Source organism: Paraburkholderia sp. GAS348 (genome assembly GCF_050434205.1).
GTDB lineage: Bacteria > Pseudomonadota > Gammaproteobacteria > Burkholderiales > Burkholderiaceae > Paraburkholderia.
Map to the genome: position 1 here is coordinate 73,990 of NZ_JBNPVT010000002.1, position 23,210 is coordinate 97,199.

Sequence of the window (23,210 nt, forward strand, 5' to 3'; positions counted from 1 at the left end):
CCGCACGTCTTGCCGACGTCGCGCGCCGGCATTGTCTCGACCCCTGAACAGGATGAACCATGCAAACCCCAGCAACGCGCAACGGGAAACCGTTGTGCGCGGCGTCGCTCGCCGCGGCTGCCGCCAGCGTATTTCTATTCGCTCCTTCATTCGCCAGTGCCCACGCCATTGCGGGTGATCGCGTCTTTCCGTCGACGATGGCCGTCGACGATCCCGGTGTCGGCGACGAGGCCAACCTGCAATACGGCCACCAGCGCGTGCCCGGCGATAACGGCGATCAAAGCATCAACACCTTCGATTTCGAATACGACAAGCTGATTACGCCGAGGCTGGCGGTGTCCATCGACGACACCTATACGATGCAAAACAATCCGAAGGCGCGTGGCTTCGACAATTTCGGCGTCGGCTTGAAGTACCTGCTGTACGTCAACGATGAACACGAGTTCATGACCTCGGTCGGCGTGAATGCCGAACTCGGCGGCACGGGAAGCCGCGCGATCGCGAACAACTTCTCGACGATCTCGCCAACGCTCTATGCGGGCAAGGGGATGGGCGATCTTCCCGCGCCGCTCGCCTATCTGCGGCCGATCGCGATCACGGGTGAAGCCGGGCCCGCCCTGACCACCGGCGCGGGACAGCCGAATGCGTTCAACTATGGCTTCACGGTGCAATACAGCTTGCCGTATCTGCAACAGCACGTGCATGACGTCGGCTTGCCCCAGCCCTTGGCGAACGTCATTCCACTGGTGGAAATCCCGCTCTCCAGAAGCCAGGGGCAGACAACCGGCACAGTCAATCCAGGCTTCATCTGGATCAACCGTTATGGCCAGTTCGGCGTTGAAGCGCAAATCCCGCTCAACCGCGCAAGCGGCTCGCACGTGGGTATTCTGGTGCAGGCCCACGTCTTCTTCGACGACGTCGCGCCGACGACGATCGGCAAACCTCTCTTCCAGTAAAACAGGAGCCAGCGATGAACAACGATCGACAGGGTTGGGTGCGTGCCGCGGCGAAGTTGCCGATGCTGATTGCCGGGCTTGCTTTCGCAAGCGCTGCCTTTGCGCATGTGTTTCCGCAGAAGCAGGAGCCGGGTGCCGGCGCGACGGTGGCGCCGCCCGCGCAAATCAGGATTGTCTTCGACGGGCCGCTCGAGCCGGCCTTCAGCTCGCTCACGGTCACCGACGCGGGCGGCAAGCAGGTCAATACGGAGAAGGCCGTGGTTGATGCTCATAACGCCGCGGCGATCGCGGTGCCGCTGCCGCCGCTGGCCGCCGGTCACTACACCGTGCATTGGGTGGCTGTCGCTTCCGACGGGCATCGCACGCATGGCGATTATGCGTTCGATGTGAAGTAGTCCGAGCTAGTGAGTGACGCGCTGCATCAGCGTCGCCCGGATGCTGATGCATGGCGCTTACACGGGCAACGGCATGAACCCTTAAAGGCTATCGTCAGAGAATTACAAAAGGCGCGACTATCGGCGCCAATCCGCTGCACCCTGTTTCCTGATCAGGTTACGAAACTGGGGTATTTCGTATCGCTGAACTATACTCGATTAAGTTTTTCGGGCTCATCACGGTGGGCACCCATCCCCAACAATACATGCAGCAAATCCGATCCTTTTAACCGCATTGTGCGGAATTATTACCGATCGATTGCTGGACACGTGACTGCCGTGGGGCACTCGCCACGTATCTTTGCCTGACCTAAAAAGAACGTGGTTCGCAGTGGAGACACATCATGGCAGAAGCAGACAACGTCCCCTATGGGCGCAAGACTCAGCACGCGCCGGCGCTCAAGGAAGTGCACATCATCTGGATCACCGCGGGCCTCGGCTGCGACGGCGATTCGGTGTCGATTACCGCGGCGACTCAGCCGAGCATCGAGGACGTGATTCTCGGTGCGATCCCCGGCTTGCCGAAGGTGCATTTACATAACCCCGTACTGGCGTATGAAAACGGCGACGAGTTTCTCAAGCCGTTTCACGAGGCCGCGCGCGGCGAGCTTGAGAACTTCGTGCTGGTGATGGAAGGGTCGATTCCAAACGAACGTATCAATCGCGAAGGATATTGGGCCGCATTGGGCACCGACCCCGATACGCAGGAACCAATCACGATTCCGCAATGGCTCGACCGGCTCGCGCCGCGCGCGCTGGCCGTGGTCGGCGCGGGCACCTGCGCGACCTACGGCGGCATTCACGCCATGGAAGGCAATCCGACCGGCTGCATGGGCCTCGCCGATTATCTCGGCTGGGACTGGAAGTCGAAAGCGGGCCTGCCGATCGTAAACGTGCCAGGCTGTCCGGTGCAGCCGGACAACTTCATGGAGACGCTGCTCTATCTGCTTTATCAGCTGGCGGGTCTCGCGCCGATGATTCCGCTCGACGAGGCACTGCGGCCGAAATGGCTGTTTACACGCACCGTTCACGACGGTTGCGATCGCGCGGGCTCGTACGAACAGGCGATCTTCGCCAGCGAATACGGCAGCCCGAATTGCATCGTCAAGCTGGGGTGCTGGGGGCCCGTCGTGCAGTGCAACGTGCCCAAACGCGGCTGGATGGGCGGCATTGGCGGTTGTCCGAATGTGGGAGGCATCTGCATCGGCTGCACGATGCCGGGCTTTCCCGACAAGTTCATGCCGTTCATGGATGAGCCGCCGGGAGCGGTGCTGTCGTCGAATCTCATCAAGAGCTATGGTCCGCTGATCCGCAGCCTGCGCAAGCTGACCAACAACACGCTCAACGACGAGCCGAAATGGCGTCACAACGGGGCGAAACTCACGACCGGCTACCATCGCTGATCTGGCGGCGCAGTTGGCGGAATTCGACTTGTCAGCAGGGAGAAGGTCATGGCCGTTAGTACCGCACCTGAAGCGACCGCAAGCACCCAGGCAGCGCCGGGCAAGCTGGTCGAAATGAACTGGGATCCGATTACGCGGATCGTCGGCAGTCTGGGGATTTACACCAAGATCGATTTTGCGAACCGCCGCGTGGCGGAGTGCTACAGCACCTCGTCGATCTTTCGTGGTTACAGCATTTTCATGAAGGGCAAAGATCCGCGCGACGCGCACTTCATCACGAGCCGCATCTGCGGGATCTGCGGCGACAATCACGCGACCTGTTCGGTGTACGCGCAGAACATGGCGTACGGCGTGAAGCCGCCGGCGATTGCCGAATGGATCGTCAATCTGGGCGAAGCGGCCGAATACATGTTCGACCACAACATCTTCCAGGACAACCTGGTGGGCGTGGATTTCTGCGAGAGGATGGTCAAGGAGACCAATCCCGGCGTATGGGACAAGGCGCAAAAAACGCCCGCGCCGAACGCGGACAAGCACGGCTATAAAACCATTGCGGACATCATGACCGCGCTTAATCCGTTCACCGGCGAGTTCTATCGCGAGACCTTGATGGTCAGCCGCTATACGCGCGAGATGTTCTGCCTGATGGAAGGGCGTCACGTGCATCCGTCGACGCTCTATCCGGGCGGTGTGGGTACGGTGCCGACCATTCAGCTATTCACGGATTACATCACGCGTTTGATGAAGTACGTCGAGTTCATGAAGAAAGTCGTGCCGCTGCACGACGATCTGTTCGACTTCTTCTATGAAGCACTGCCGGGTTACGAAGAAGTCGGCCGGCGCCGCGTTCTGCTCGGTTGCTGGGGTTCGTTCCAGGACCCGAACGTGTGCGACTACAACTACAACTCGATGACGCAATGGGGCCGCGGCATGTTCGTCACGCCGGGCGTGGTGGTGGACGGCGAACTGGTGACGACCGACCTCGTCGATATCAACCTGAACATCCGCATCCTGCTGGGCAGTTCCTTTTACGACGACTGGGATCACGAAGAAACCTTCGTCAAGCAGGACCCGCTCGGCAATCCGGTGGACCGCAAGCATCCGTGGAATCAGACCACGCTGCCGCGTCCGCAGAAGCGCAAATTCGACGGCAACTACACGTGGGTGATGTCGCCGCGCTGGCTCGACAAGCGCACGGGCGACCATCTCGCGCTCGATACCGGCGGTGGACCGATCGCACGCTTGTGGGCCACCGCGTTGGCGGGTCTGGTCGACATCGGCTACATCAAGGCGACCGGCCACAGCGTGAAGATCTATTTGCCGAAGACCGCGCTCAAGCCCGAAGTCGAATTCGAATGGAAGATTCCGAAGTGGAGCAATGCGATTGAACGCGATCGCGCCCGCACCTATTTTCAGGCGTATTCAGCGGCGGCCGCTTTGTACTTTGCCGAGCAGGCGCTGGCCGAGTTGCACGCGGGGCGCACCCGCACGTTCAGCGACTTCACGGTGCCGCAAGAGGGCATTGGCTGCGGCTTCCATGAAGCGGTGCGCGGCGTGCTTTCGCATCACCTCGTGATCCGCGACGGCAAGATCGCCAACTATCACCCGTATCCGCCTACGCCTTGGAACGCCAATCCGCGCGATATCTACGGCACGCCTGGGCCCTATGAAGACGCGGTGCAGAACACGCCGATCTTCGAAGAGAACGGGCCGGACAAATTCAAGGGCATCGACATCATGCGTGCGGTGCGCAGCTTCGATCCGTGTCTGCCGTGCGGCGTGCATATGTACGTCGGCAATGGCAAGACGATCGATACGTCGCACTCGCCGACCTTCGGTGTGATGCAGGGAGCGCACACGTGAGCGGCGAACGCGCGGTCGCCGCCCAGCAACGCCGCATCGACGAACTGATTGCGGCGCTGGAAGCGCTCGACGATCCGCGCGCGCGTGAGTCTGCCAAGGAACTGCTGCAAGTCGTCCTCGATCTGCATGCGAACGGCCTCGCACGACTGATGGAGATCGTGGCGGAGGCGGGCGTGATAGACGACGCCATGGTCGCAGCGTTCGAGCGCGACGCCGGCGTGTCGGCGTTGCTGCTTTTGCACGGTTTGCATCCGCAGGATCTGCCGACGCGCGTGTCGCGCGCGGTCGAAAAGATGCGCCCCTTGCTTGGCGCCCAGGGCATCCAGATCGAACTGCTGGACGCGGCAGAAGAGGCCGTGCGTGTGCGAGTCGCAGGCCGCCTGCAGGGCAAGCACAACTCCGTGGGCGAATTGCAGCAGGAAATCGAACGCTCGATCTTCGAAGCGGCGCCCGAAGCGATGCGTGTCGAGATCGCCGGTCTGCCGGACGTCAATGTGCATGAACTGCGCTTTGTGCCGCATCGAACGGAGGTAGCGAATGATGTGGCAAATGAGGTAGCAAGCCGGACCGAGGCCGGCGCACAATGACACCCGCGGCCACGACACGCGGCTGGGTCGCGCGGCTGCGCCATTTCGTGCGCAAGGCCGACGACATGCAGTGCGAGTTGTGCGGCCTGCCGCTTCTAGCCGATCATCCCCATCTGTTCGAAACCGCCAAACGGCAGTTGTATTGCTGTTGCCGTGCGTGCGCGCTGCTGTTCGGCAGCCAGCAGAATGCGCGCTATCGTCCGGTGCCGCGCGAGGCGCATTATCTCGACGGCTTTCGCATGAGCGATGCGCAATGGGACGCGCTGGCGATTCCCATCGATATCGCTTTCTTCTTTCACGATAGCCAGGCACAGCGTGTCGTCGCGCTGTATCCCGGACCCGCCGGTGGCACGCAATCGCTGCTGGACTTGCAGGCGTGGGACGAACTGGTCGCCGGGAATCCGTTGCTCGCGCAACTGCAACCCGACGTCGAAGCGCTGCTGGTCAACCGCAGCGAAGGCGCGCGCGATTATTACCGCGTGCCGATCGACCAGTGTTACGCGTTGACCGGCGTGATCCGTGCACGTTGGCGCGGACTGTCTGGCGGCAAGGAAGCGTGGGATTCGATCCATCGTTTCTTCGCCGCGCTGAAGACCCATGGCCGGGTGCCGGAGGGCCTGCTCCATGCCTGATCTCGGGTTCACTGTCGAGTTGGCGGAAGTCGTGCCGTTCGCCGCAGCGCCGCTGCTGACGTTCAGGCTCCGTATCGTCAATACGCCGGCGCAGGAGGAGATTGCGAGCATTACCCTGCAATGCCAGATCCAGATCGAAGCGACCAGGCGCCGCTATGTGCCCGCCGAGCAATACGGACTCGATGACCTGTTCGGCTCGCCGCCGCGCTGGGGTGAAACGCTGCGCACGCTGCTATGGACGCATACCACGGCGATCGCACCGCCGTTCACCGGCGAATGCACGCTCGATTTGCCCGTGCCGTGCAGCTACGATTTCAATGTGGCCGCAACCAAATATTTTCACGGCCTCGAAGAAGGCGAGATTCCGCTGATGCTGCAATTCAGCGGCACGGTGTTCTATCGCGAGGCAGGCGGCGCGTTGCAGGCCGCGCCGATTCCGTGGCACAAGGAGGCGGCGTACCGGCTACCGGTTGCGCTATGGCGCGACATGATGACCCGCTACTACCCGAACGGCGCGTGGCTGTGTTTGCACCGGGATGTGTTCGATCGCCTCTCGCGATACAAAAGCAGACGGGGTCTCACGAGCTGGGAGCAGGCGGTGACGGGCCTGCTCGACGGCGTCGAGGAGGACATATCGTGAACGCGGTCGAAAGCGTGGTTCAGGCGGTGCTGTACGAAGGCTACATGCTGTATCCGTACCGGCCGACCTCGGTCAAGAACCGGCAACGCTGGACCTTCGGCGGCGTGTATCCGCGCGCCTATGCCGAGGCATCCGGCAGCGATCCGTGGGTGACGCAGACCGAGTGTCTGCTGCGCGGCGACCCGCGCACCCGCGTGGCTGTGCGGCCCGGTTTTCTGCAGGTGATCGAACGGACGGTGCTCGACGTGGCGGAGGGGGCCGCCGCGCGGCCGGAGTCGGGTGAGCCGGCCTGGCGCAGCGTGCCCGTGCTCGATATCGGCGAACGGCGCTATACCCCATGGCAGGAAGCGGCTGAGCGGCACATCGCCGTGCCGGTTCTGGTGGTCGGCGAATTGCTTGACGCACCCATGCAGATTGCATTCTCGTTCGACGCTGCCAGCGAGCTCGAACCGCTCGCCGACAAGCGAGGCACGCTGCGCGGCGCACTGCGCCGTACCCGGGCTGCGCTGCAAGGCCACGTCGAATTGAGCGCCGCCAGCGTGGCGCCCGGGGTTTATCGCGTAAAGGTGCGCATCGTCAACGAGACGCCGCTCGACAATGCCAGCGGCCTGAAGCGGGATGCGGCTTCGCTGTATGCGCTGGTGTCCTGTCATACGGTGTTGACCATCGAGGGCGGCACGTGGATTTCGTCGATCGATCCGCCCGCCGACCTGGTGGAGGCTGCTGCCGCGAGCCGCAATATCGGCGTGTGGCCGGTATTGGTGGGCGATGAACAACAGCCCGACACGATGCTTGCCTCGCCGATCATTCTCTACGATTTCCCGCAGATTGCGCCTGAAAGCGCTGGCGATCTATTCGACTCGACGGAGATCGACGAGATTCTCACGCTGCGCATTCTCACCATGACCGACGACGAAAAGCGCGAAATGATCGCCACCGACGAGCGCGCGCGTGCCTTGCTTGCACGCACCGAAAGCCTCGGCGTCGAGCAGATGGAGAAGCTGCATGGCACCTTGCGGCAGGTGCGCGCATTCGATGCGGCAAGCGTCGGCGCATTTTCGCCGCTGGCAGCGCCCGCCATGCCGGTGTCGCCGTGGGCGGAACTCGACGCGCGGCCGCATCTTGCTTGCGTGCGGGTGGCGGGCGTCGAGATCCGGATTGGCGATCAGGTGCGCTTGCACCCACGCGGCCGCGCGGACATCTTCGATATCGCGCTGAGCGGCATGGTTGCCACGATCGAATCGATCGAGCGCGATTTCGACGATCACGTGCACGTTGCCGTGACAGTCGACGACGACCCCGGCAAAGACTTCGGCATGCAGCGCATGCCCGGCCATCGCTTCTTCTTCGGCCCGGACGAGATCGAGCCGCTGGTCAACACGTCGCGCCCGTCCCGTCGTAAAGGAGGCCACGCATGAGTGCGGTTCTGGTGGCGGGCATCGGCAATGTGTTTCTCGGCGACGATGGCTTCGGCGTCGAAGTGGTGCGCCGTCTGCGGGAAAAACTGGCAGCCGGTGAGTTGCCGGCATTTGCCGGCTGGGTGAGCATCGCGGACTTCGGGATTCGCGGCATCGATCTTTGCTATGCGCTGCTCGATGGTGTGGACAGTGCGATTCTGATCGACACGATGCAGCGCGGTGGTGCGCCGGGCACGTTGTATGTGATCGAGCCGTCTGTTGAAGAATCCGTTGTCGGCGAGCCAGGCGATCCGTATGCGATGCCGATCCTGATGTCGCCGCATGAAATGGATCCGGCCAAAGTGCTGCAAACGGTGCGGATGCTGGGCGGCGGTTGCGAGGACGTCGTCGTGCTCGGTTGCGAGCCGCAAGACTTCGGCTTCGAGAACGGCGATGAAGGAAGGATGGGATTGAGCGGCACGGTGGCTGCGGCGGTCGAGCAGGCGGTCGAACTCGCTGTGACGCTTGTGATGGCAAGGATGGAGCGGTTGTCCGCACGGGCCGCTTGAGCGATCGGGCCGTCAGCCGGTCGAGTGGGCGTCCATACGCGCTGCCTGAGTGGCCAAGCCGCCTGACGACTGCGCAGCGAGGCGGTGGGCCGTCACGGATACGGTGTGAAATAACTGAAGTGGGAGGCGTCATGAAAGGCTTTCTGAAGTACCTCTTGTTGCCGGCGTTGGTGCTCGGTGTGCTCGCGAATATGAAGGACATCAAGCGCTATATCCGCATCCGCAACATGTAGACGGTAACAGCCAGGGAGGTGGCCATGAACATGCATACACAGCCTGCCGGACAGTCTTCGCCTCCACGCCCTGCGGTCCCGGGACCGGTCGGCGAGGAAATTCGTGTGCGCGGACTGGTGCAAGGCGTCGGCTTCCGGCCGACCGTGTGGCGGCTCGCGCATGCATGCGGCGTGGTCGGCGACGTGCGCAACGATAGCGACGGTGTGCTGATTCATGCGTGGGGCGATGCGTGGACGCTGCAACGTTTCATCGAAAGCCTGAGCGCCGAGTGTCCGCCGCTCGCGCGCATCGACGCGATCGAGCGGCATCAGCTGAGTGAAGCGGCCGAGGCCAGCGATTTCCGGATCGTGGCGAGCGTGACCGGCAATGTGCAGACTGGCGTCACGCCTGACGCGGTGATCTGCGCGGACTGTGCCGCCGAGATCGCCACGCCGGCGGACCGGCGTTACCGTTATCCGTTTACGAACTGCACGCATTGCGGCCCGCGCCTTTCGATCGTTCAGGCCATTCCCTACGATCGCGCCAATACGACCATGGCGGCATTCGACCTGTGCGACGCATGCCGCGCCGAGTATGAGGATCCCGCCGACCGGCGCTTTCATGCGCAACCGGTCGCGTGTCCGGTATGTGGCCCGCGTGTCTGGCTGGAAGGCCGGCACGGCGCGCGTGCTGACGGCGACGATCCCTGTCGCGCGGCAAGCCTGCTGTTGCGCCACGGCTCGATTGTCGCGGTCAAAGGGCTGGGCGGCTTTCAGCTTGCCTGCGACGCTTGCGATGAAGCCGCGGTGGCGCGTTTGCGTCGACTGAAACGGCGCGAGCGCAAACCGTTTGCGCTGATGGCGCGCGATCTGCAGGCGATCCGCCGCTATTGCACGCCCGACCCAACAGAGGTGGCCCTGCTGCATAGCGCGGCCGGACCGATCGTCATTCTGCGAGCCGACGGTGCGCAGTGCGTCGCGCCAAGCGTCGCACCGGGGGTGGGCACACTCGGTTTCATGCTGCCGTCTACGCCGCTGCATCGCCTGCTGATGGAGTCGATCGACTCAGCGCTCGTGGTGACCAGCGGCAATACCAGCGACGAGCCGCCGTGCATCGACAACGCGGATGCACGCGCGCGTCTCGGCCGCATTGCCGATGTGTTTCTGATGCACGACCGCGATATCGCACGCCGGGTCGACGATTCGGTGGCCCGCGTGGTGCAGGGCGAACCGCGCGTGTTGCGGCGAGCACGTGGCTACGCGCCTGCGCCGTTGCTGTTGCCGGAGGGTTTTGCCGAAACACCGGCGGTGCTGGCAATGGGCGGTGAGCTCAAAAATACTTTCTGCCTTGCACGCAATGCTCAGGCGATCGTCTCGCACCATCTCGGCGATCTGGAGGACGCGTTGACTTATGCGGACTACCGCCGTTCGGTGGCGCAGTATCTGCGCCTGTTCGACCATGAACCGCAGACGGTGGCGCTCGACTTCCACCCCGAGTATCTGTCGCGCAAAATCGGCTACGACCTTGCGCAAACGTGGCAGGTTCCCGTGGTCGAGGTTCAGCATCATCACGCGCATCTCGCCGCGTGCATGGCGGAAAACGGCGTCGCGTTCGATGCGCTGCCGATGCTCGGTATCGCGCTCGACGGTCTCGGTTATGGCGACGACGGCACGCTGTGGGGCGGCGAATTCATGCTGGCGGATTATCGCGGCTTCACGCGCCTCGGCACATTCAAGCCGGTCGCGATGCCCGGTGGCACACGCGCCATCGACGAACCGTGGCGCAACGCTTATGCGCATCTGATGGCGGCATTCGATTGGCGCGGTTTTACGCGGCAATACGCCGGGCTCGACGTGCAGAAGTTCCTGAGCCGCCGCCCCCGTGCCGCGCTCGATACGATGATCGCGCAACGCGTCAATAGTCCGCTGGCAAGCTCCGTTGGCCGTTTGTTCGATGCCGTGGCGGCAACGCTCGGCGTGTGCCGGGAGCGCGTGCTTTATGAAGGGCAGGCGGCGATCGAGCTTGAGGCGCTGGTCGATCGGCATGCGCTGCAAGACGACGGCGACGCCGACGCGTATCCGTTCGAGATCGTCAGCACCATGCCTGACGGTTTGCGTTGCATCGAGCCGCGGCCGATGTGGGAGGCCTTGCTCGACGACGTGTTGCGCGGTACATCCGTGCCGGTCATCGCGGCGCGGTTTCACAAGGGGCTGGCCATCGCCATCGTGCGCATGGCCGAGTGCCTGGCCGACCTGCTGACAGGCTCTGTCGATGCGCGCAGCGTGGCATTGTCCGGCGGTGTTTTTCAGAATCGCATTCTGTTCGAACAGGTAGCCGGGCGGCTCGGCGCAACGGGTTTTCGCGTGCTGACGCACCGCCAGGTGCCGGCCAACGACGGCGGTCTGTCGCTAGGGCAGGCGGCGGTAGCGGCGGCGCAGCAACGCCACGGCTTTTGAAGGCGGGTGTTTGAGTCGTCAAGCAAACATAGTGATGCGGAAGTAGCGGCGCAAAAAAGCGGGTTAAAGGGAGAGCAACATGTGTTTGGGCATCCCAGGACAGATCGTCGAAGTGACCGACGCGGCGAACGATCTCGCGCTCGTCAACGTCGGCGGTGTGCGGCGCGTGATCAATATCGCCTTCGTGATCGACGAGGGACGGCCGGCTAGCGCGTGCGTCGGCGAATGGGTGCTGGTGCACGTGGGCTTTGCGATGAGCCGGCTCGACGAGCAGGAAGCCGCACGCACGCTGGCGTTATTGCGTGAACTGGGCGTCGCGCAGGGCGAGATGGAAGACATGGCCGAGACAGGCGAACTGCGGGGCGGCTTGCGCGACGGACTGCGCAGTGCGCCATGAATGCGTGATCGGAAGCTAACGGAGACCGGCATGCCCGAACATGAATCGCTGCAGGCGTTGTATCCGTTCCTGCACGGCGCGCGCCAGGACGCGGACAAGCTCGACGCGGCGTTGCTCGATTCCGTGCGTCTGAAAGCGCAGGACAGCGTCGACACCAAACGACGCTTCTTCGACGAAAACGGTCCGGCGGTGGTGCGGATTGCCCATGCGATAGCCGAAATGTACCGCCGCGACGGCCGGCTCTTCACCATGGGCAATGGCGGTTCGAGCTGCGATGCCGCGCATATCGCCGTCGAGTTTCTGCATCCGGTGACCACGGGCCGTCCCGCGCTGACCGCGATCAATCTGGTGGCCGACGTGGCCATGATGACGGCGGTCGGCAACGATGTCGGCTTCAGCCATATTTTCGTGCGGCAACTGGTGGCGCAAGGACGGCGTGGCGATGCGCTGATCGGCGTGTCGACCAGCGGCAATTCCGACAACCTGCTGACCGCCTTTACGAAAGCGAAAGAGATCGGCCTGCTGACCATCGGGCTGTCGGGCCACGATGGCGGACGGATGGCGGCCAGCGCCGCTGTCGACCATTGTCTGGTGGTGCGGAGCGACAGCATTCATCGCGTCCAGGAGACCCATGTCGCGATCTATCACATTCTGTGGGACCTCGTGCATACGCTGCTTGCCGACGACCGCGGCGGCCTCGCCGGTTCGGCCGGCCTTGCAGGTTCAGCGCAAGGAGGTGCGCCATGAAATACGTCGACGAGTTTCGCGACCCGCACAAAGCGAAAACGCTGGAGAAAGAAATTCGCGCGCTGGTGTCCCGCATCGAGCGCGCCAAACAACGGCCGCTGCAAATCATGGAAGTGTGTGGCGGCCACACCCATACGATTTTCCGCTATGGCATCCAGCAATTGCTGCCCGATGCAGTGGAGTTCGTGCATGGTCCCGGTTGCCCGGTGTGCGTGCTGCCGATGGGCCGCGTCGACGATTGCGTTGCGCTGGCCGAGCGTCCGGAAGTGATCTTCACGACCTTCGGCGATGCGATGCGGGTGCCGGGTTCGAGGAAGAGTCTACTGAAAGCGAAAGCCGACGGCGCCGACGTGCGCATGGTCTATTCGCCGCTCGACGCGTTGAAGATCGCGCAGTTCAACCCCGACCGGGAGGTCATCTTCTTCGGACTCGGCTTCGAGACGACTATGCCCAGCACCGCGATGACGGTCCTGCAAGCGCAAGCGAAACAGATCCACAATTTCTCGCTGTTCTGCAATCACATCACGATCATCCCGACTATCAAGGCGATTCTCGATTCGCCCGACTTGCACCTCGACGGTTTTCTCGGCCCGGGGCACGTCAGCATGGTGATCGGCACACGGCCCTATGAGTTCATTGCGCGGCACTATCGCAAACCGATCACAGTGGCGGGATTCGAGCCGCTCGATATATTGCAGTCGATGTGGATGGTGTTGCGGCAGATCGAAGAAGGACGCTGCGAGGTGGAGAACCAGTACGGCCGGGTCGTCACGGAAGACGGCAATGCGCAGGCGTTGTCGGCGGTGACGCGCGTGTTCGAGACGCGCGAGTTTTTCGAATGGCGCGGACTGGGCTCGATCGATCATTCGGGTGTCCGGGTCCGTGAGACGTTCGCCGCCTTCGACGCGGAGCGCAAGTTCGATGTGCCGAACCTGAAGATCGCCGACCCGAAAGCATGCCAATGCGGCGAGGTGCTCAAGGGTGTGATCAAGCCGCATCAATGCAAGGTGTTCGGCACCGCCTGCACGCCGGAGTCGCCGCTCGGCTCGCTGATGGTGTCTAGCGAAGGCGCATGCGCGGCCTACTACAACTATGGGCGCATCGATACGTCACGGATCGACGAACGGCGCGTTGCGCGGCAAAGCGTGAAATCAGCCGGTATGTTGGCGCCAGTGAGCCTCGGCGCAGACGGCGTGGCCGCTGAATCCGAGCCCGTGCCTGGTCTGATAGGCGATGCGATCGCTACGCCGGCCATGCGAGGCCATTCATGAACGACCGGGCGTCCGATCCTTTGCAGGCCACGGCACGTCGCCGCGTACGCGACGTCTCGGTCAATCTGGCGCATGGCAGCGGCGGCCGCGCGATGCGCGATCTGATCGAAGACGTTTTCGTGTCGACCTTCGACAATCCCACGCTCGCCGCGTTGGAGGATCAGGCTGTGTTCACGCTCGCCGATCTCGCCACGCATGGGGACCGTCTTGCCTTTACGACCGATAGCTACGTAGTCGATCCGCTGTTCTTTCCAGGCGGTGACATCGGCACCCTGGCCGTGTCGGGCACGGTCAACGATCTGGCGGTGTGCGGCGCGACGCCTTTATATCTCTCGTGCGCGATGGTGATCGAAGAGGGTCTTGCCGTCGATGTCTTGCGGCGTGTCGCCGCGAGCATGCAGCGGGTCGCGCTCGAAGCGGGCGTCGCGATCGTAACCGGCGATACCAAAGTGGTTGAACGCGGCTGTGCGGACAAACTTTTCATTAACACCGCCGGCATCGGCGTGGTGCGGCGCGACGTGTCGATTTCGGCTCGCCACGCGTGTCCTGGCGACGTCGTGATCGTCAACGGTTATCTCGGCGATCACGGTGCGGCGATTCTGGTGGCGCGCCAGCAACTCGCACTGGAAGCCGATGTAGAAAGCGACTGTGGTCCGCTCAACAGCCTGATTGCGGCGATGCTCGACGCGTGCCCGCGGATTCATTGCTTGCGCGATGCGACTCGCGGTGGCGTCGCGACTGTGTTGAACGAATTCGCACGGAGTTCGAACGTGACGATACGGTTGCGTGAAGCGGACCTGCCGTTACGCGAGCAGGTCAAGGGCGCGTGCGAGATCCTCGGCCTCGATCCACTGTATCTGGCCAACGAAGGTAAGCTGGTGGCCGTGGTGCCGGCCGATGCCGCCGAGCGGGTGCTCGCAGCTATGCGTGCGCATCCGGCGGGGCGTGAGGCGGCCGCAATCGGCACGGTGGAAACAGGCGAGCTGGGCGCGGACGGTCTCGTCGTCATGCAGACGGCGTTTGGCGGGCAGCGCATCGTCGATATGCTGGTGGGCGAGCAATTGCCGCGCATCTGCTGACCGCTGGAGGAGCGCGCCATGCATGAGTTGAGTATTGCCAACAGCGTCGTCGAGATTTGCGCGGAGCAGGCCAACGGCGCGCGGGTCAGAAGGGTGACGCTGGAGATCGGGCAATTGTCGGCAGTGATGCCGGACGCGATCAGGTTTTGCTTCGACGTCTGCGCGAAGGATACGGCGGTGGAGGGCGCGACCCTGGAGATCATTGAGATTCCTGGGCAGGCACGTTGCCTTGCGTGTGGCGAGACGCTCGACATCGATGTGCCGTTTGGGCAGTGCGAATGCGGAAGCGACAATCTCGAACTGATTTCGGGGCAGCAGTTGAAGATCCGGCAGATGGAGGTGGTGTGATGTGTACGACATGCGGATGCTCGAATACGCAGGGCGCGGCGGTGACCGATCTGGATGCGGAGGAGGCAGACCAGGCGCAATCGCAAGCACAGGCCACACAGGATGGCGTTGCACCCGGCGCGCGTGAACCGGCATATCGGCGAGTGAGCGAATATGAGCAGGGCCATGCACACCCGCATCCGCATGGCCACTCGCATATGCATGGCCAACCGCATTCACACGACTCGCAGCATTCGGGAGACCACCCGCATTCGCACGACCACGAGCATTCGCACCTCCACGAGCATGAGCATTTGCAGGACGGCGTCGTCGAGCACTCACATGCGCATGAGCATTCGCAGGACGGCGACCACGCGCACGAACATACCCATGCTCAAGAGAGCGAACATGTCACATCGATTACGTTGGAGCAGGACATTCTGGCGAAGAACCAGTTGCTGGCCGAGCGCAATCGTGGCTGGCTGGCGGGCCGTTCGATTCTTGCGCTGAACCTGATGAGTTCGCCCGGCGCGGGCAAGACCACTTTGCTCGAACGTACGATTCACGATCTACGCGAGACGTTGCCGCTAACGGTGATTGAAGGCGACCAGGCGACGCTCAACGACGCCGAGCGCATTCGCGCCACCGGTGCGCGTGTGGTTCAGATCAACACGGGGACGGGTTGTCATCTGGATGCGGAGATGACGTCGCGCGCGCTGACGCAACTCGATCCGCCGATGCATTCGGTTGTGGTGATCGAGAACGTCGGCAACCTGGTGTGTCCGGCGTTGTTCGATCTTGGCGAAGGAGCCAAGGTGCTGATTCTTTCCGTCACGGAAGGTGAGGATAAGCCGATCAAGTATCCGCATATGTTTCGGGCTTGTTCATTGTTGTTGTTGAACAAGATAGATCTGTTGCCGTACTTGCGGTTTGATGTTGAGCGGTGCATCGGGTACGCGCGGAGGGTCAATCCGCGGATTGAGGTGTTGCAGGTTTCCGCGCAGAGCGGGGAAGGGATGGAGGCATGGTATGCATGGGTTCGGGGGCCCGGCTGGGCGGGTTTGCGGTAGTCTCGCTGCCGCGCTCGATGCCGGCTAACATGATGACTGGCATCCGGACTCGATGCATATCCGGACTGGGTTATCCGATCGACATTGGGGTGGGGCCGTGACCATCCGCAAGCTGTGGATTCGCGCACTGGCGTTCTGCCTGGCGGGCACGCTATTGGGAAGCGGGGCCGCATTGGCAGACGAGGTCAAGGTAATGATTTCGGGCGGGTTTGCGTCGGCCTATCGCGAACTGGGCTCGCAATTCGAGGCGGCGACCGGCCGTAAGCTAATCACCGTCTGGGCGCCCGCCGTAGGTACGGCTTCGAATGCAATCCCTGTGCGGCTTGCGCGCGGCGAGTGGGCCGACGTGCTGATCGTGGTCGGGTATGCGCTCGACGAACAGATCAATGCCGGCAAGGTCTTGCCTGACAGTAAGGCGGACCTCGCACGCTCGGCAATCGGTATGGTGGTTCGCGAAGGGACGCCGAAGCCGGATATCAGCTCGCCCGACGCATTGCGGCGAGCGCTGCTCGCAGCGAAGTCGGTTGTCTATCCGGACAGCCCGAGTGGCGTCTATGTCGGCGGCGAACTGTTCCGGCGTCTTGGCATCGCGGGGCTGATGACGAGCAAGAGCCGCATGATTCCAGTCGTGCAGGTCGCCGATGCCGTCGCGAATGGAGAAGCTGAGATCGGACTTCAGCAGGTCGTCGAACTGTTGCCGGTGAAGGGGGTGACGGTGGTTGGCAGTTTGCCCGCAGAAGTGCAGAGGTATACGGTGTTCTCCGGGGGCATCGCCACCAATGCGAAAAATCCGGAAGGCGCGGCGGCGCTGATCCATTTTCTGTCGTCGCCGGACGCGGCGCCCGCGATTTCGAGGACCGGGCTCGAACCGCTTTCGGCGACGCCCGCGCAATGAGCGAAAGCGCATGAAGGTGTTTCTGGACGCGTCGCACGTGCAGATCACGTCGGTCGAGCATAGCCACTACGCGCTCGACGACGCGTTTCGCGCCCAGGGAGTGGGCCGGCATATCGCGCTGGATCGATCAGGACGAGGGCAACGTGTGGGTGCGCAATCTGATGGCCGATATCGTGCGGCGGTGCGGCGGTGCGGCGGCTCGACGAGCGTTGAGATGGGGGCCGCCGCACGCCGCTCTTCAAACCCGTTTGAACAACTCCCGCGCTAGCGAGCATAGCAACGTAGTAGTCGGCGACTCGTCCTGCAGGCGGCGGCTCATGATAATCGGCGAAGCGATATTGACGCCTGGAAGCGGCCGGTACACCACGCCATGCGCGCGCAAGCCCTCCACGCTTTGCGGCACGAGACACACGCCGACTTGCGCCGCGACCAGCCCCAGCGCGGTTTGCAATTCCCTCACTTCATGAATCGCTTTGGGTTCCAGCGCATGGTCATGCATTGCCGATAGCTGCTGGTCCGCATAGCTCGGCCGCGGCGTGCTCGGATAGACGATCAGCGTTTCCTGCGCGAGCGCGGCAAGCGTCAGCGGTTTCTTCTGGCGTGCGAGCGGATGGTCTTGCGGCAATGCGGCAATCATCCGTTCTTCGACGAGCACTTCGCGCGCCAGTTGCGCATCGTCGAAACGCAAGCGGCCGAAGCCGACGTCGATACGGCCGCCTTTGAGGGCGGCGAGCTGCTCGATCGTGAACATTTCGATCAGCGACAACTCGATATGCGGCGCAGCTTCACGAAACGCGCGGATCACGGTGGGCAGCGCGTCATAGAGCGTGGACGGCACGAAGCCGATCACGATGCGCTCGGCCAGTTGCGCGAGGCGTCGCGTGAGCGGGGCGAGTTCGTCGGCTTCGCCGATCAGGCGCTTCGCCTGCGCATAGAAAATCCGGCCGGCTTCGGTCAGACGCAGCGGCCGCGAGCCGCGCTCGAATAGCGCGAGGCCAACGCTTTCCTCGATCTGCTGGATCTGGCGGCTGAGCGGCGGCTGCGTCATATGCAGGCGGTTAGCTGCCCGCGTGATGTTCATCTCTTCGGCGACCGCGATGAAATAGCGGAGTTGGCGAAGTTCCATGCATACCCCTAAGGTATGGAAGTAGTCGGAATCGGTCTTGGACTGCTTCGCGGGTTCTTTCTACTATGTGCTCTCAGGAATGCAGGTCAGGAGGTAACGAATGATAGCAACACCCGTGAAGATCGAGAGCGTGGAGACGATTCTCGTCGATGTGCCGACGATTCGTCCACACCGGCTTTCGGTTGCGACGATGAACTGCCAGACGCTTGTGCTGGTGCGCATCCGCTGCGCCGACGGCGTGGTCGGCGTGGGCGAGGGCACCACCATCGGCGGCCTCGCGTACGGCGAGGAAAGCCCGGAGAGTATCAAGGTCAACATCGATACGTACTTTGCGCCGCTGCTCAAGGACATGGACGCGACCCGTCCCGGCGCGGCGATGGCGAAGCTGCGCGCGCTGTTTCAGGGCAACCGCTTTGCCAGATCGGCGGTTGAAACCGCTTTGTTCGATGCCCAGGCGCAGCGTCTCGGCGTGCCCTTGTCGGAGCTGTTCGGCGGCCGCGTGCGCGATTCGGTGGACGTGGCGTGGACCCTCGCGAGTGGCGACACGACCCGCGATATCGACGAGGCCGAACGTGTTTTCGAAGCGAAGCGGCATCGCGTGTTCAAACTGAAGATCGGCTCGCGTGCTGTTGCAGACGACGTTGCGCACGTCGTGGCCATTCAGAAAGCGCTGCAAGGACGGGGTGAAGTGCGGGTCGACGTGAACCAGGCATGGACCGAATCCGAAGCGATCTGGGCCGGCAAGCGTTTCGCCGACGCCGGAATCGCACTGATCGAGCAACCGATCGCCGCGGAAAATCGCGCGGGCCTCAAACGTCTGACCGATCTCGCTCAGGTTCCGATCATGGCGGATGAGGCGTTGCACGGTCCGGCCGATGCCTTCGCCATCGCCAGCGCGCGCGCGGCCGATGTCTTCGCCGTCAAGATCGCGCAATCGGGCGGTCTGACTGGCGCCGCGGATGTGGCGGCGATCGCACTCGCGGCCAACATCGACCTGTACGGCGGCACGATGCTCGAAGGCGCGGTGGGCACGATCGCCTCGGCGCAGCTATTCAGCACCTTCGGCGAACTGAAGTGGGGCACTGAACTGTTCGGGCCGTTGCTGCTGACCGAAGATATTCTCACTGAACCGCTGCGCTACGAGAATTTTGCTTTGCATCTTCCATCAGGACCTGGTCTCGGCATCGCGCTCGACTGGGACAAGATCGATCGCTTGCGGCGCGATACGCGCAAGGGCGCAAGCGTCACCACGAACTGACGGTTCATCAGTTAGCTGCCAAGACCATTAAACGAAGGAGATACCCCATGAACAAGCAAGCCATCGACGCGCTGTTGCAGAAGATCAACGACAGCGCCACCCATGAAGGCAATCCGCGCACGAAACAGATCGTCAACCGCATCGTTCGCGATCTGTTCTACACGATCGAAGACCTCGACGTGCAGCCGGCCGAATTCTGGACCGCGCTGAATTATCTCGGCGACGCGGGCAAGAGCGGCGAGTTCGGTCTGCTGGCCGCGGGCCTCGGCTTCGAGCATTTTCTCGATCTGCGTATGGACGAAGCCGAAGCGAAGGCGGGGATCGAAGGCGGCACGCCGCGCACCATCGAGGGACCGCTGTATGTGGCGGGCGCGCCCGTGTCCGAGGGGCATGCACGACTCGATGACGGCACCGATCCCGGTCAGACGCTGGTGATGCGCGGCCGCGTGTTCGGCGAAGACGGCAAGCCGCTCGCCAATGCGCTGGTTGAAGTGTGGCACGCGAATCACCTCGGCAACTACTCGTACTTCGACAAGTCGCAGCCGGCCTTCAATCTACGCCGCTCGATTCGCACGGATGCCGAAGGCAAGTACAGCTTCCGCAGCGTGGTGCCGGTGGGTTACTCGGTGCCGCCGCAAGGGCAGACGCAGTTGCTGCTCGATCAGTTGGGCCGTCATGGGCATCGTCCTGCGCATATTCACTTCTTCATTTCGGCGCCGGGCTTCCGCAAGCTGACCACGCAGATCAACATCGACGGCGATCCGTATCTGTGGGACGATTTCGCGTTCGCCACGCGCGACGGCCTCGTGCCGGCCGTCAAGCAGGCCGAGGGTGCGGAAGGAAAACCCTATGGCGTGGAGGACAAGTTCGCGCTGATCGATTTCGACTTCACGCTGTTTACCGAGCGCGACAATTTGCCGGGCGCGGAAGTGGAGCGCCCGCGCGCGGAAGCATAAAGCGCTGACGCCTGAAAGGCACAGACGTACCGCATGAATCTATCGACCCTGGCTGCGCGGCGAAGTTTTCCGGCAAGCCAGGGTTTTGTATTACCAATCAGAAAAGGAGCACAAGCATGCTGTTTCACGTTGAGATGACTGTCAACCTGCCACCCGACATGGACGCCGAGCGCGCCGCGCGTTTGAAGTCCGATGAGAAAGCGATGTCGCAGAAGCTGCAGCAGGAGGGCGTGTGGCGGCACCTGTGGCGCATCGCCGGCCGCTACGCGAATATCAGCGTGTTCGACGTGGAAAGCCCCGCGCATCTGCACGACGTGCTGAGCCAGTTGCCGCTGTTTCCGTATATGGATGTCGAGGTGCGCGCGCTGTGCCGGCATGCATCGTCGATTCGCGACGACGACCGGTAAGTCGTAGGCGCTTGCATTTGAAACGGGTTGTACTTGCATTCCGTCGCCGCGTTCTCACATCAATACGCGCTCGCACCTGGTCGTGTCCAGCGTGTTGCGTTGCAGATCGCGGTGCTGGTCGTGCGTCCAGACGCGAACGTACCGAATCAACTTGCGAATTCACTTTTTTGCGATAGAAGTTCTCTATATATTCGGACGTCGAAAGATGGACGCTGATACTGGATGACTTTTATGGGGCTCGCGGTGATATCTGATCCGTGCCTGGTCAGCATCCGATAAATCATTGTTTATTGGCCGGACGGTGAATGGCAACCCAACTGAAGACGAATTCCCGACATCGCAGCATGCGTTATGGCAAGGGAGGCGCACTTTCTCGACGCGTGAGCGGTTTGGCCGTTGGTGCATTGCTGACCCTGTCGGCTTGCGCGGGAACCGGACTGCCCGATGACCCATTTGCCGGAGAGGGCACGGCGATGGCGATGGTGCCGATCAATCATACGGACCGTTACGCCGTTAACATCTTTATCGACAAGTACTGGGCGGGAGATGCCGCTGACCATGCGGGTGGCGGAGCCGCTGCCTGCTGCTACCCGGGTCTTAAGGATTGGAGCCAACCCGTCACAGTCACGTGGACGTGGGGCGCCAAAGAAGATCCGAAGACCAAGGCCATTACGAAGCTCCGCGAACAGCGCACGGTTGTCGCCCGTTTCCCGGCAAGCGGCCCGCACAGCGATCACGATCCGATGAAGGACGACGCCTACGTCTGCGTGATTCTGCGTGACCTCGACAAGGCAGAACTTGCGTTTTCGCCCTCCAGATTGGGCTGCGCCGACAAGTAACCCACGACTACAGGAGAGCCAATGACTGTTCGCCAAGCCGGCGCACCAATTGCCGACCAGGAATTCAAGCTGGCCGCCCGTCAGGGCGGAGACAAGCTCATTGGTGAACTCTTTCGCCCGGATAACAAAGACGGCCCGCACTCTTTCAAAGACGCCAAATGCCGCCTGTATCCCAAGCTCAGCTTCTTCTTCGACGGCACCAATAACAATCTGGAGCGGGACACTCCACTTAACCGGCTGTCGAATGTGGCCAAACTCTATCGCACCGCTGTCGACGACCGGCAAAAACGAGGCGCTTCGCCAACCTACATCCCAGGCGTTGGCACACCGTTCAAGATTCGTAAGATCATGGGCTACACCGACACACTCGAGGATGATCAGGGCGGCATGCTCGGACTCGGGTTGGGCGCCGGTGGCGACATGCGCATCAAGTTTGCGCTCGCCGAGTTTTCCCAAATCCTCGAACGCGAGTGGAGTCCACCTTCATGGAAATACATGCAGTTCATCAGCCTCGCCATCTTCGGCTTCTCGCGTGGAGCTACTGAGGCGCGTGCCTTCGTGCGAAAACTGATTGAAACCCGGTGCGAGCGCACCGATGGTGGCTTGCGGTGGAAAGCGCCGGATGGCGAGCGCGTGCCGCTGCGTATCAGGTTCATGGGCCTGTTCGATACGGTCGCGTCGGTCGGCGGACCCGCACTGCATCTCGATTGGGGCGCGGAACTGGCGATCCCGCCCGAAGTGGAGCGGTGCGTGCATTACGTCGCCGCGCACGAGGTAAGACAGGCATTTCCACTCGACTCCGTGCGGGTAGACCGCGCCTATCCCGCCAACTGCGAGGAAGTCGTCTACCCCGGCGTGCATTCGGACGTGGGCGGCGGCTATGCACCCGACGAGCAGGGCCGCAGCAACCGGCTGTCGCGCATCCCGCTGCGCCATATGCTTGCCGAGGCCCTGCGTGCTGGCGTACCGCTGCGATTGCCGGAGCAGTTGACGCTAGACTTTCGTGAGGATTACACACTGCCGGACGACGATCCGGTGGTGAGCCTGTATCGCGGCTACATGGCGGCCCTGCCTGCTGCGAGCGGCAGCGACGTGGAATCACTGATCCAGGCCCATCGCCGTCTGAACTTTCAGTGGCGCAGCATGATGACCCGGCAGTCCACCGACACGCGCGTACTCGGGCAGCTCTATGGCAAGGTCAGTCGGACAGCCTGCGCGAGCGTGCCACCCGCCACCGATAGCGATCATCCCGCCTGCTCGCCCAACAGGTGGGTCTATGACGTCCCGCCCCGTCCTGAAGAACAGGCGCTGCAACTGCTTGCCGAGCAGCGCCGCCTCGTGCAGCGGGTCGCGTTTCTGCGCAACCCCGTCGATCCGCGCGCCGGCAGCCGCGACTGGCCGCCACCGGCACCGCGTCCACGAAGCGCCTATGAAGAACAGATTCTTGCTGCGTGGGATGAGCAAAACGCAGTGCCATCCGCGGTGGACGGATTGCTGGCGGAATACGTGCATGATTCGGTGGCGCACTTCACGTCGTGGCCGTGCGCGTTGTACGACCCGCGCGGCATTTATTGCGACCAATCCAGCTACTTGGCCGACAATCGCGGCATCCGCCAACCTGGGGGTGCCGCTGCGGCCTAGCCATCCGCCAACCTGGCGGTGCCGCTGCGGCCTAGCTGCGCTGCCCG

The 23,210-nt window shown here is 62.6% G+C and carries 24 protein-coding genes and 1 pseudogene; 24 read left to right on the forward strand and 1 reads right to left on the reverse strand.

What is annotated here, in order from left to right:
* Positions 1 to 59 precede the first annotated feature (59 nt).
* The 19 genes and pseudogenes from P3T22_RS03290 to P3T22_RS03380 all read left to right on the forward strand — a co-directional run.
* Complete coding sequence (locus tag P3T22_RS03290) at positions 60 to 956, forward strand: hypothetical protein (RefSeq protein ID WP_148662145.1); 897 nt, start codon at positions 60 to 62, stop codon at positions 954 to 956.
* Positions 957 to 970: 14 nt separating this feature from the next.
* Positions 971 to 1,351: a copper resistance CopC family protein gene (locus tag P3T22_RS03295; RefSeq protein WP_063496000.1), complete on the forward strand. Its 381-nt coding sequence runs from the start codon at positions 971 to 973 to the stop codon at positions 1,349 to 1,351.
* Between the two features lie 383 nt (positions 1,352 to 1,734).
* Entirely contained in the window at positions 1,735 to 2,793 is a 1,059-nt protein-coding gene (locus P3T22_RS03300; protein WP_063496001.1) for a hydrogenase expression protein HypE, read from the forward strand.
* A 48-nt stretch (positions 2,794 to 2,841) separates the two neighbouring features.
* Positions 2,842 to 4,656: a nickel-dependent hydrogenase large subunit gene (locus P3T22_RS03305; protein ID WP_063496002.1), complete on the forward strand. Its 1,815-nt coding sequence runs from the start codon at positions 2,842 to 2,844 to the stop codon at positions 4,654 to 4,656.
* The gene (locus P3T22_RS03310; RefSeq protein ID WP_063496003.1) at positions 4,653 to 5,243 is read left to right on the forward strand and encodes a NifU family protein; all 591 of its coding nucleotides are present in this window, start codon (positions 4,653 to 4,655) and stop codon (positions 5,241 to 5,243) included. The genes P3T22_RS03305 and P3T22_RS03310 overlap by 4 nt, the downstream gene beginning before the upstream one ends.
* Complete coding sequence (locus P3T22_RS03315; RefSeq protein WP_429324213.1) at positions 5,240 to 5,875, forward strand: DUF5947 family protein; 636 nt, start codon at positions 5,240 to 5,242, stop codon at positions 5,873 to 5,875. Before P3T22_RS03310 ends, P3T22_RS03315 begins: the two co-directional genes overlap by 4 nt.
* The gene (locus P3T22_RS03320; RefSeq protein WP_429324214.1) at positions 5,868 to 6,515 is read left to right on the forward strand and encodes a DUF6084 family protein; all 648 of its coding nucleotides are present in this window, start codon (positions 5,868 to 5,870) and stop codon (positions 6,513 to 6,515) included. Before P3T22_RS03315 ends, P3T22_RS03320 begins: the two co-directional genes overlap by 8 nt.
* Entirely contained in the window at positions 6,512 to 7,933 is a 1,422-nt protein-coding gene (locus P3T22_RS03325; RefSeq protein WP_429324215.1) for a hypothetical protein, read from the forward strand. Before P3T22_RS03320 ends, P3T22_RS03325 begins: the two co-directional genes overlap by 4 nt.
* Positions 7,930 to 8,481, forward strand: coding sequence for a hydrogenase maturation protease (locus P3T22_RS03330; RefSeq protein ID WP_429324216.1), 552 nt, complete (start codon positions 7,930 to 7,932; stop codon positions 8,479 to 8,481). The genes P3T22_RS03325 and P3T22_RS03330 overlap by 4 nt, the downstream gene beginning before the upstream one ends.
* Positions 8,482 to 8,612: 131 nt before the next feature.
* Positions 8,613 to 8,714 (forward strand): DUF6893 family small protein, encoded by a 102-nt coding sequence (locus tag P3T22_RS03335; RefSeq protein ID WP_420488468.1) that lies wholly within the window; start codon positions 8,613 to 8,615, stop codon positions 8,712 to 8,714.
* A 24-nt stretch (positions 8,715 to 8,738) separates the two neighbouring features.
* Entirely contained in the window at positions 8,739 to 11,150 is a 2,412-nt protein-coding gene (hypF, locus tag P3T22_RS03340; protein WP_429324217.1) for a carbamoyltransferase HypF, read from the forward strand.
* 79 nt (positions 11,151 to 11,229) lie between these two features.
* Complete coding sequence (locus P3T22_RS03345) at positions 11,230 to 11,547, forward strand: HypC/HybG/HupF family hydrogenase formation chaperone (RefSeq protein WP_063496007.1); 318 nt, start codon at positions 11,230 to 11,232, stop codon at positions 11,545 to 11,547.
* Positions 11,548 to 11,577: 30 nt separating this feature from the next.
* Complete coding sequence (locus P3T22_RS03350; RefSeq protein ID WP_063496008.1) at positions 11,578 to 12,294, forward strand: D-sedoheptulose-7-phosphate isomerase; 717 nt, start codon at positions 11,578 to 11,580, stop codon at positions 12,292 to 12,294.
* Entirely contained in the window at positions 12,291 to 13,565 is a 1,275-nt protein-coding gene (gene hypD / locus P3T22_RS03355; RefSeq protein ID WP_429324218.1) for a hydrogenase formation protein HypD, read from the forward strand. Before P3T22_RS03350 ends, hypD begins: the two co-directional genes overlap by 4 nt.
* The gene (gene hypE / locus P3T22_RS03360; RefSeq protein WP_063496009.1) at positions 13,562 to 14,644 is read left to right on the forward strand and encodes a hydrogenase expression/formation protein HypE; all 1,083 of its coding nucleotides are present in this window, start codon (positions 13,562 to 13,564) and stop codon (positions 14,642 to 14,644) included. Before hypD ends, hypE begins: the two co-directional genes overlap by 4 nt.
* 18 nt (positions 14,645 to 14,662) lie before the next feature.
* The gene (gene hypA / locus P3T22_RS03365) at positions 14,663 to 14,992 is read left to right on the forward strand and encodes a hydrogenase maturation nickel metallochaperone HypA (protein ID WP_063496010.1); all 330 of its coding nucleotides are present in this window, start codon (positions 14,663 to 14,665) and stop codon (positions 14,990 to 14,992) included.
* Positions 14,992 to 16,041 carry a hydrogenase nickel incorporation protein HypB gene (hypB, locus tag P3T22_RS03370; RefSeq protein ID WP_429324219.1) on the forward strand — a complete coding sequence of 350 codons (1,050 nt, stop codon included), beginning with the start codon at positions 14,992 to 14,994 and terminating at the stop codon, positions 16,039 to 16,041. The genes hypA and hypB overlap by 1 nt, the downstream gene beginning before the upstream one ends.
* A gap of 52 nt (positions 16,042 to 16,093) precedes the next feature.
* Positions 16,094 to 16,936, forward strand: a complete 843-nt coding sequence (locus P3T22_RS03375) for a substrate-binding domain-containing protein (protein WP_429324220.1) — start codon at positions 16,094 to 16,096, stop codon at positions 16,934 to 16,936.
* Between the two features lie 19 nt (positions 16,937 to 16,955).
* Positions 16,956 to 17,060, forward strand: a pseudogene (locus P3T22_RS03380) (LysR family transcriptional regulator); the annotation flags it as partial.
* Between the two features lie 114 nt (positions 17,061 to 17,174).
* On the opposite strand, the gene P3T22_RS03385 reads toward P3T22_RS03380, so the two are convergent.
* The gene (locus P3T22_RS03385) at positions 17,175 to 18,062 is read right to left on the reverse strand and encodes a LysR family transcriptional regulator (RefSeq protein WP_063496014.1); all 888 of its coding nucleotides are present in this window, start codon (positions 18,060 to 18,062) and stop codon (positions 17,175 to 17,177) included.
* 100 nt (positions 18,063 to 18,162) lie between these two features.
* On the opposite strand from P3T22_RS03385, the gene catB2 reads away from it, so the two are divergent.
* From catB2 to P3T22_RS03410, 5 genes are all read left to right on the forward strand, one after another.
* A complete protein-coding gene (gene catB2, locus P3T22_RS03390) occupies positions 18,163 to 19,320 on the forward strand; it encodes a muconate cycloisomerase CatB2 (protein WP_063496015.1) in 1,158 nt (385 codons plus the stop codon).
* A gap of 47 nt (positions 19,321 to 19,367) precedes the next feature.
* Positions 19,368 to 20,276, forward strand: a complete 909-nt coding sequence (gene catA / locus P3T22_RS03395; RefSeq protein WP_429324221.1) for a catechol 1,2-dioxygenase — start codon at positions 19,368 to 19,370, stop codon at positions 20,274 to 20,276.
* Between the two features lie 116 nt (positions 20,277 to 20,392).
* Positions 20,393 to 20,683: a muconolactone Delta-isomerase gene (gene catC / locus P3T22_RS03400; RefSeq protein ID WP_063496017.1), complete on the forward strand. Its 291-nt coding sequence runs from the start codon at positions 20,393 to 20,395 to the stop codon at positions 20,681 to 20,683.
* A gap of 305 nt (positions 20,684 to 20,988) precedes the next feature.
* Entirely contained in the window at positions 20,989 to 21,522 is a 534-nt protein-coding gene (locus P3T22_RS03405; protein ID WP_429324222.1) for a DUF3304 domain-containing protein, read from the forward strand.
* A 21-nt stretch (positions 21,523 to 21,543) separates the two neighbouring features.
* Positions 21,544 to 23,163: a T6SS phospholipase effector Tle1-like catalytic domain-containing protein gene (locus P3T22_RS03410; RefSeq protein WP_429324223.1), complete on the forward strand. Its 1,620-nt coding sequence runs from the start codon at positions 21,544 to 21,546 to the stop codon at positions 23,161 to 23,163.
* Positions 23,164 to 23,210: the final 47 nt, after the last annotated feature.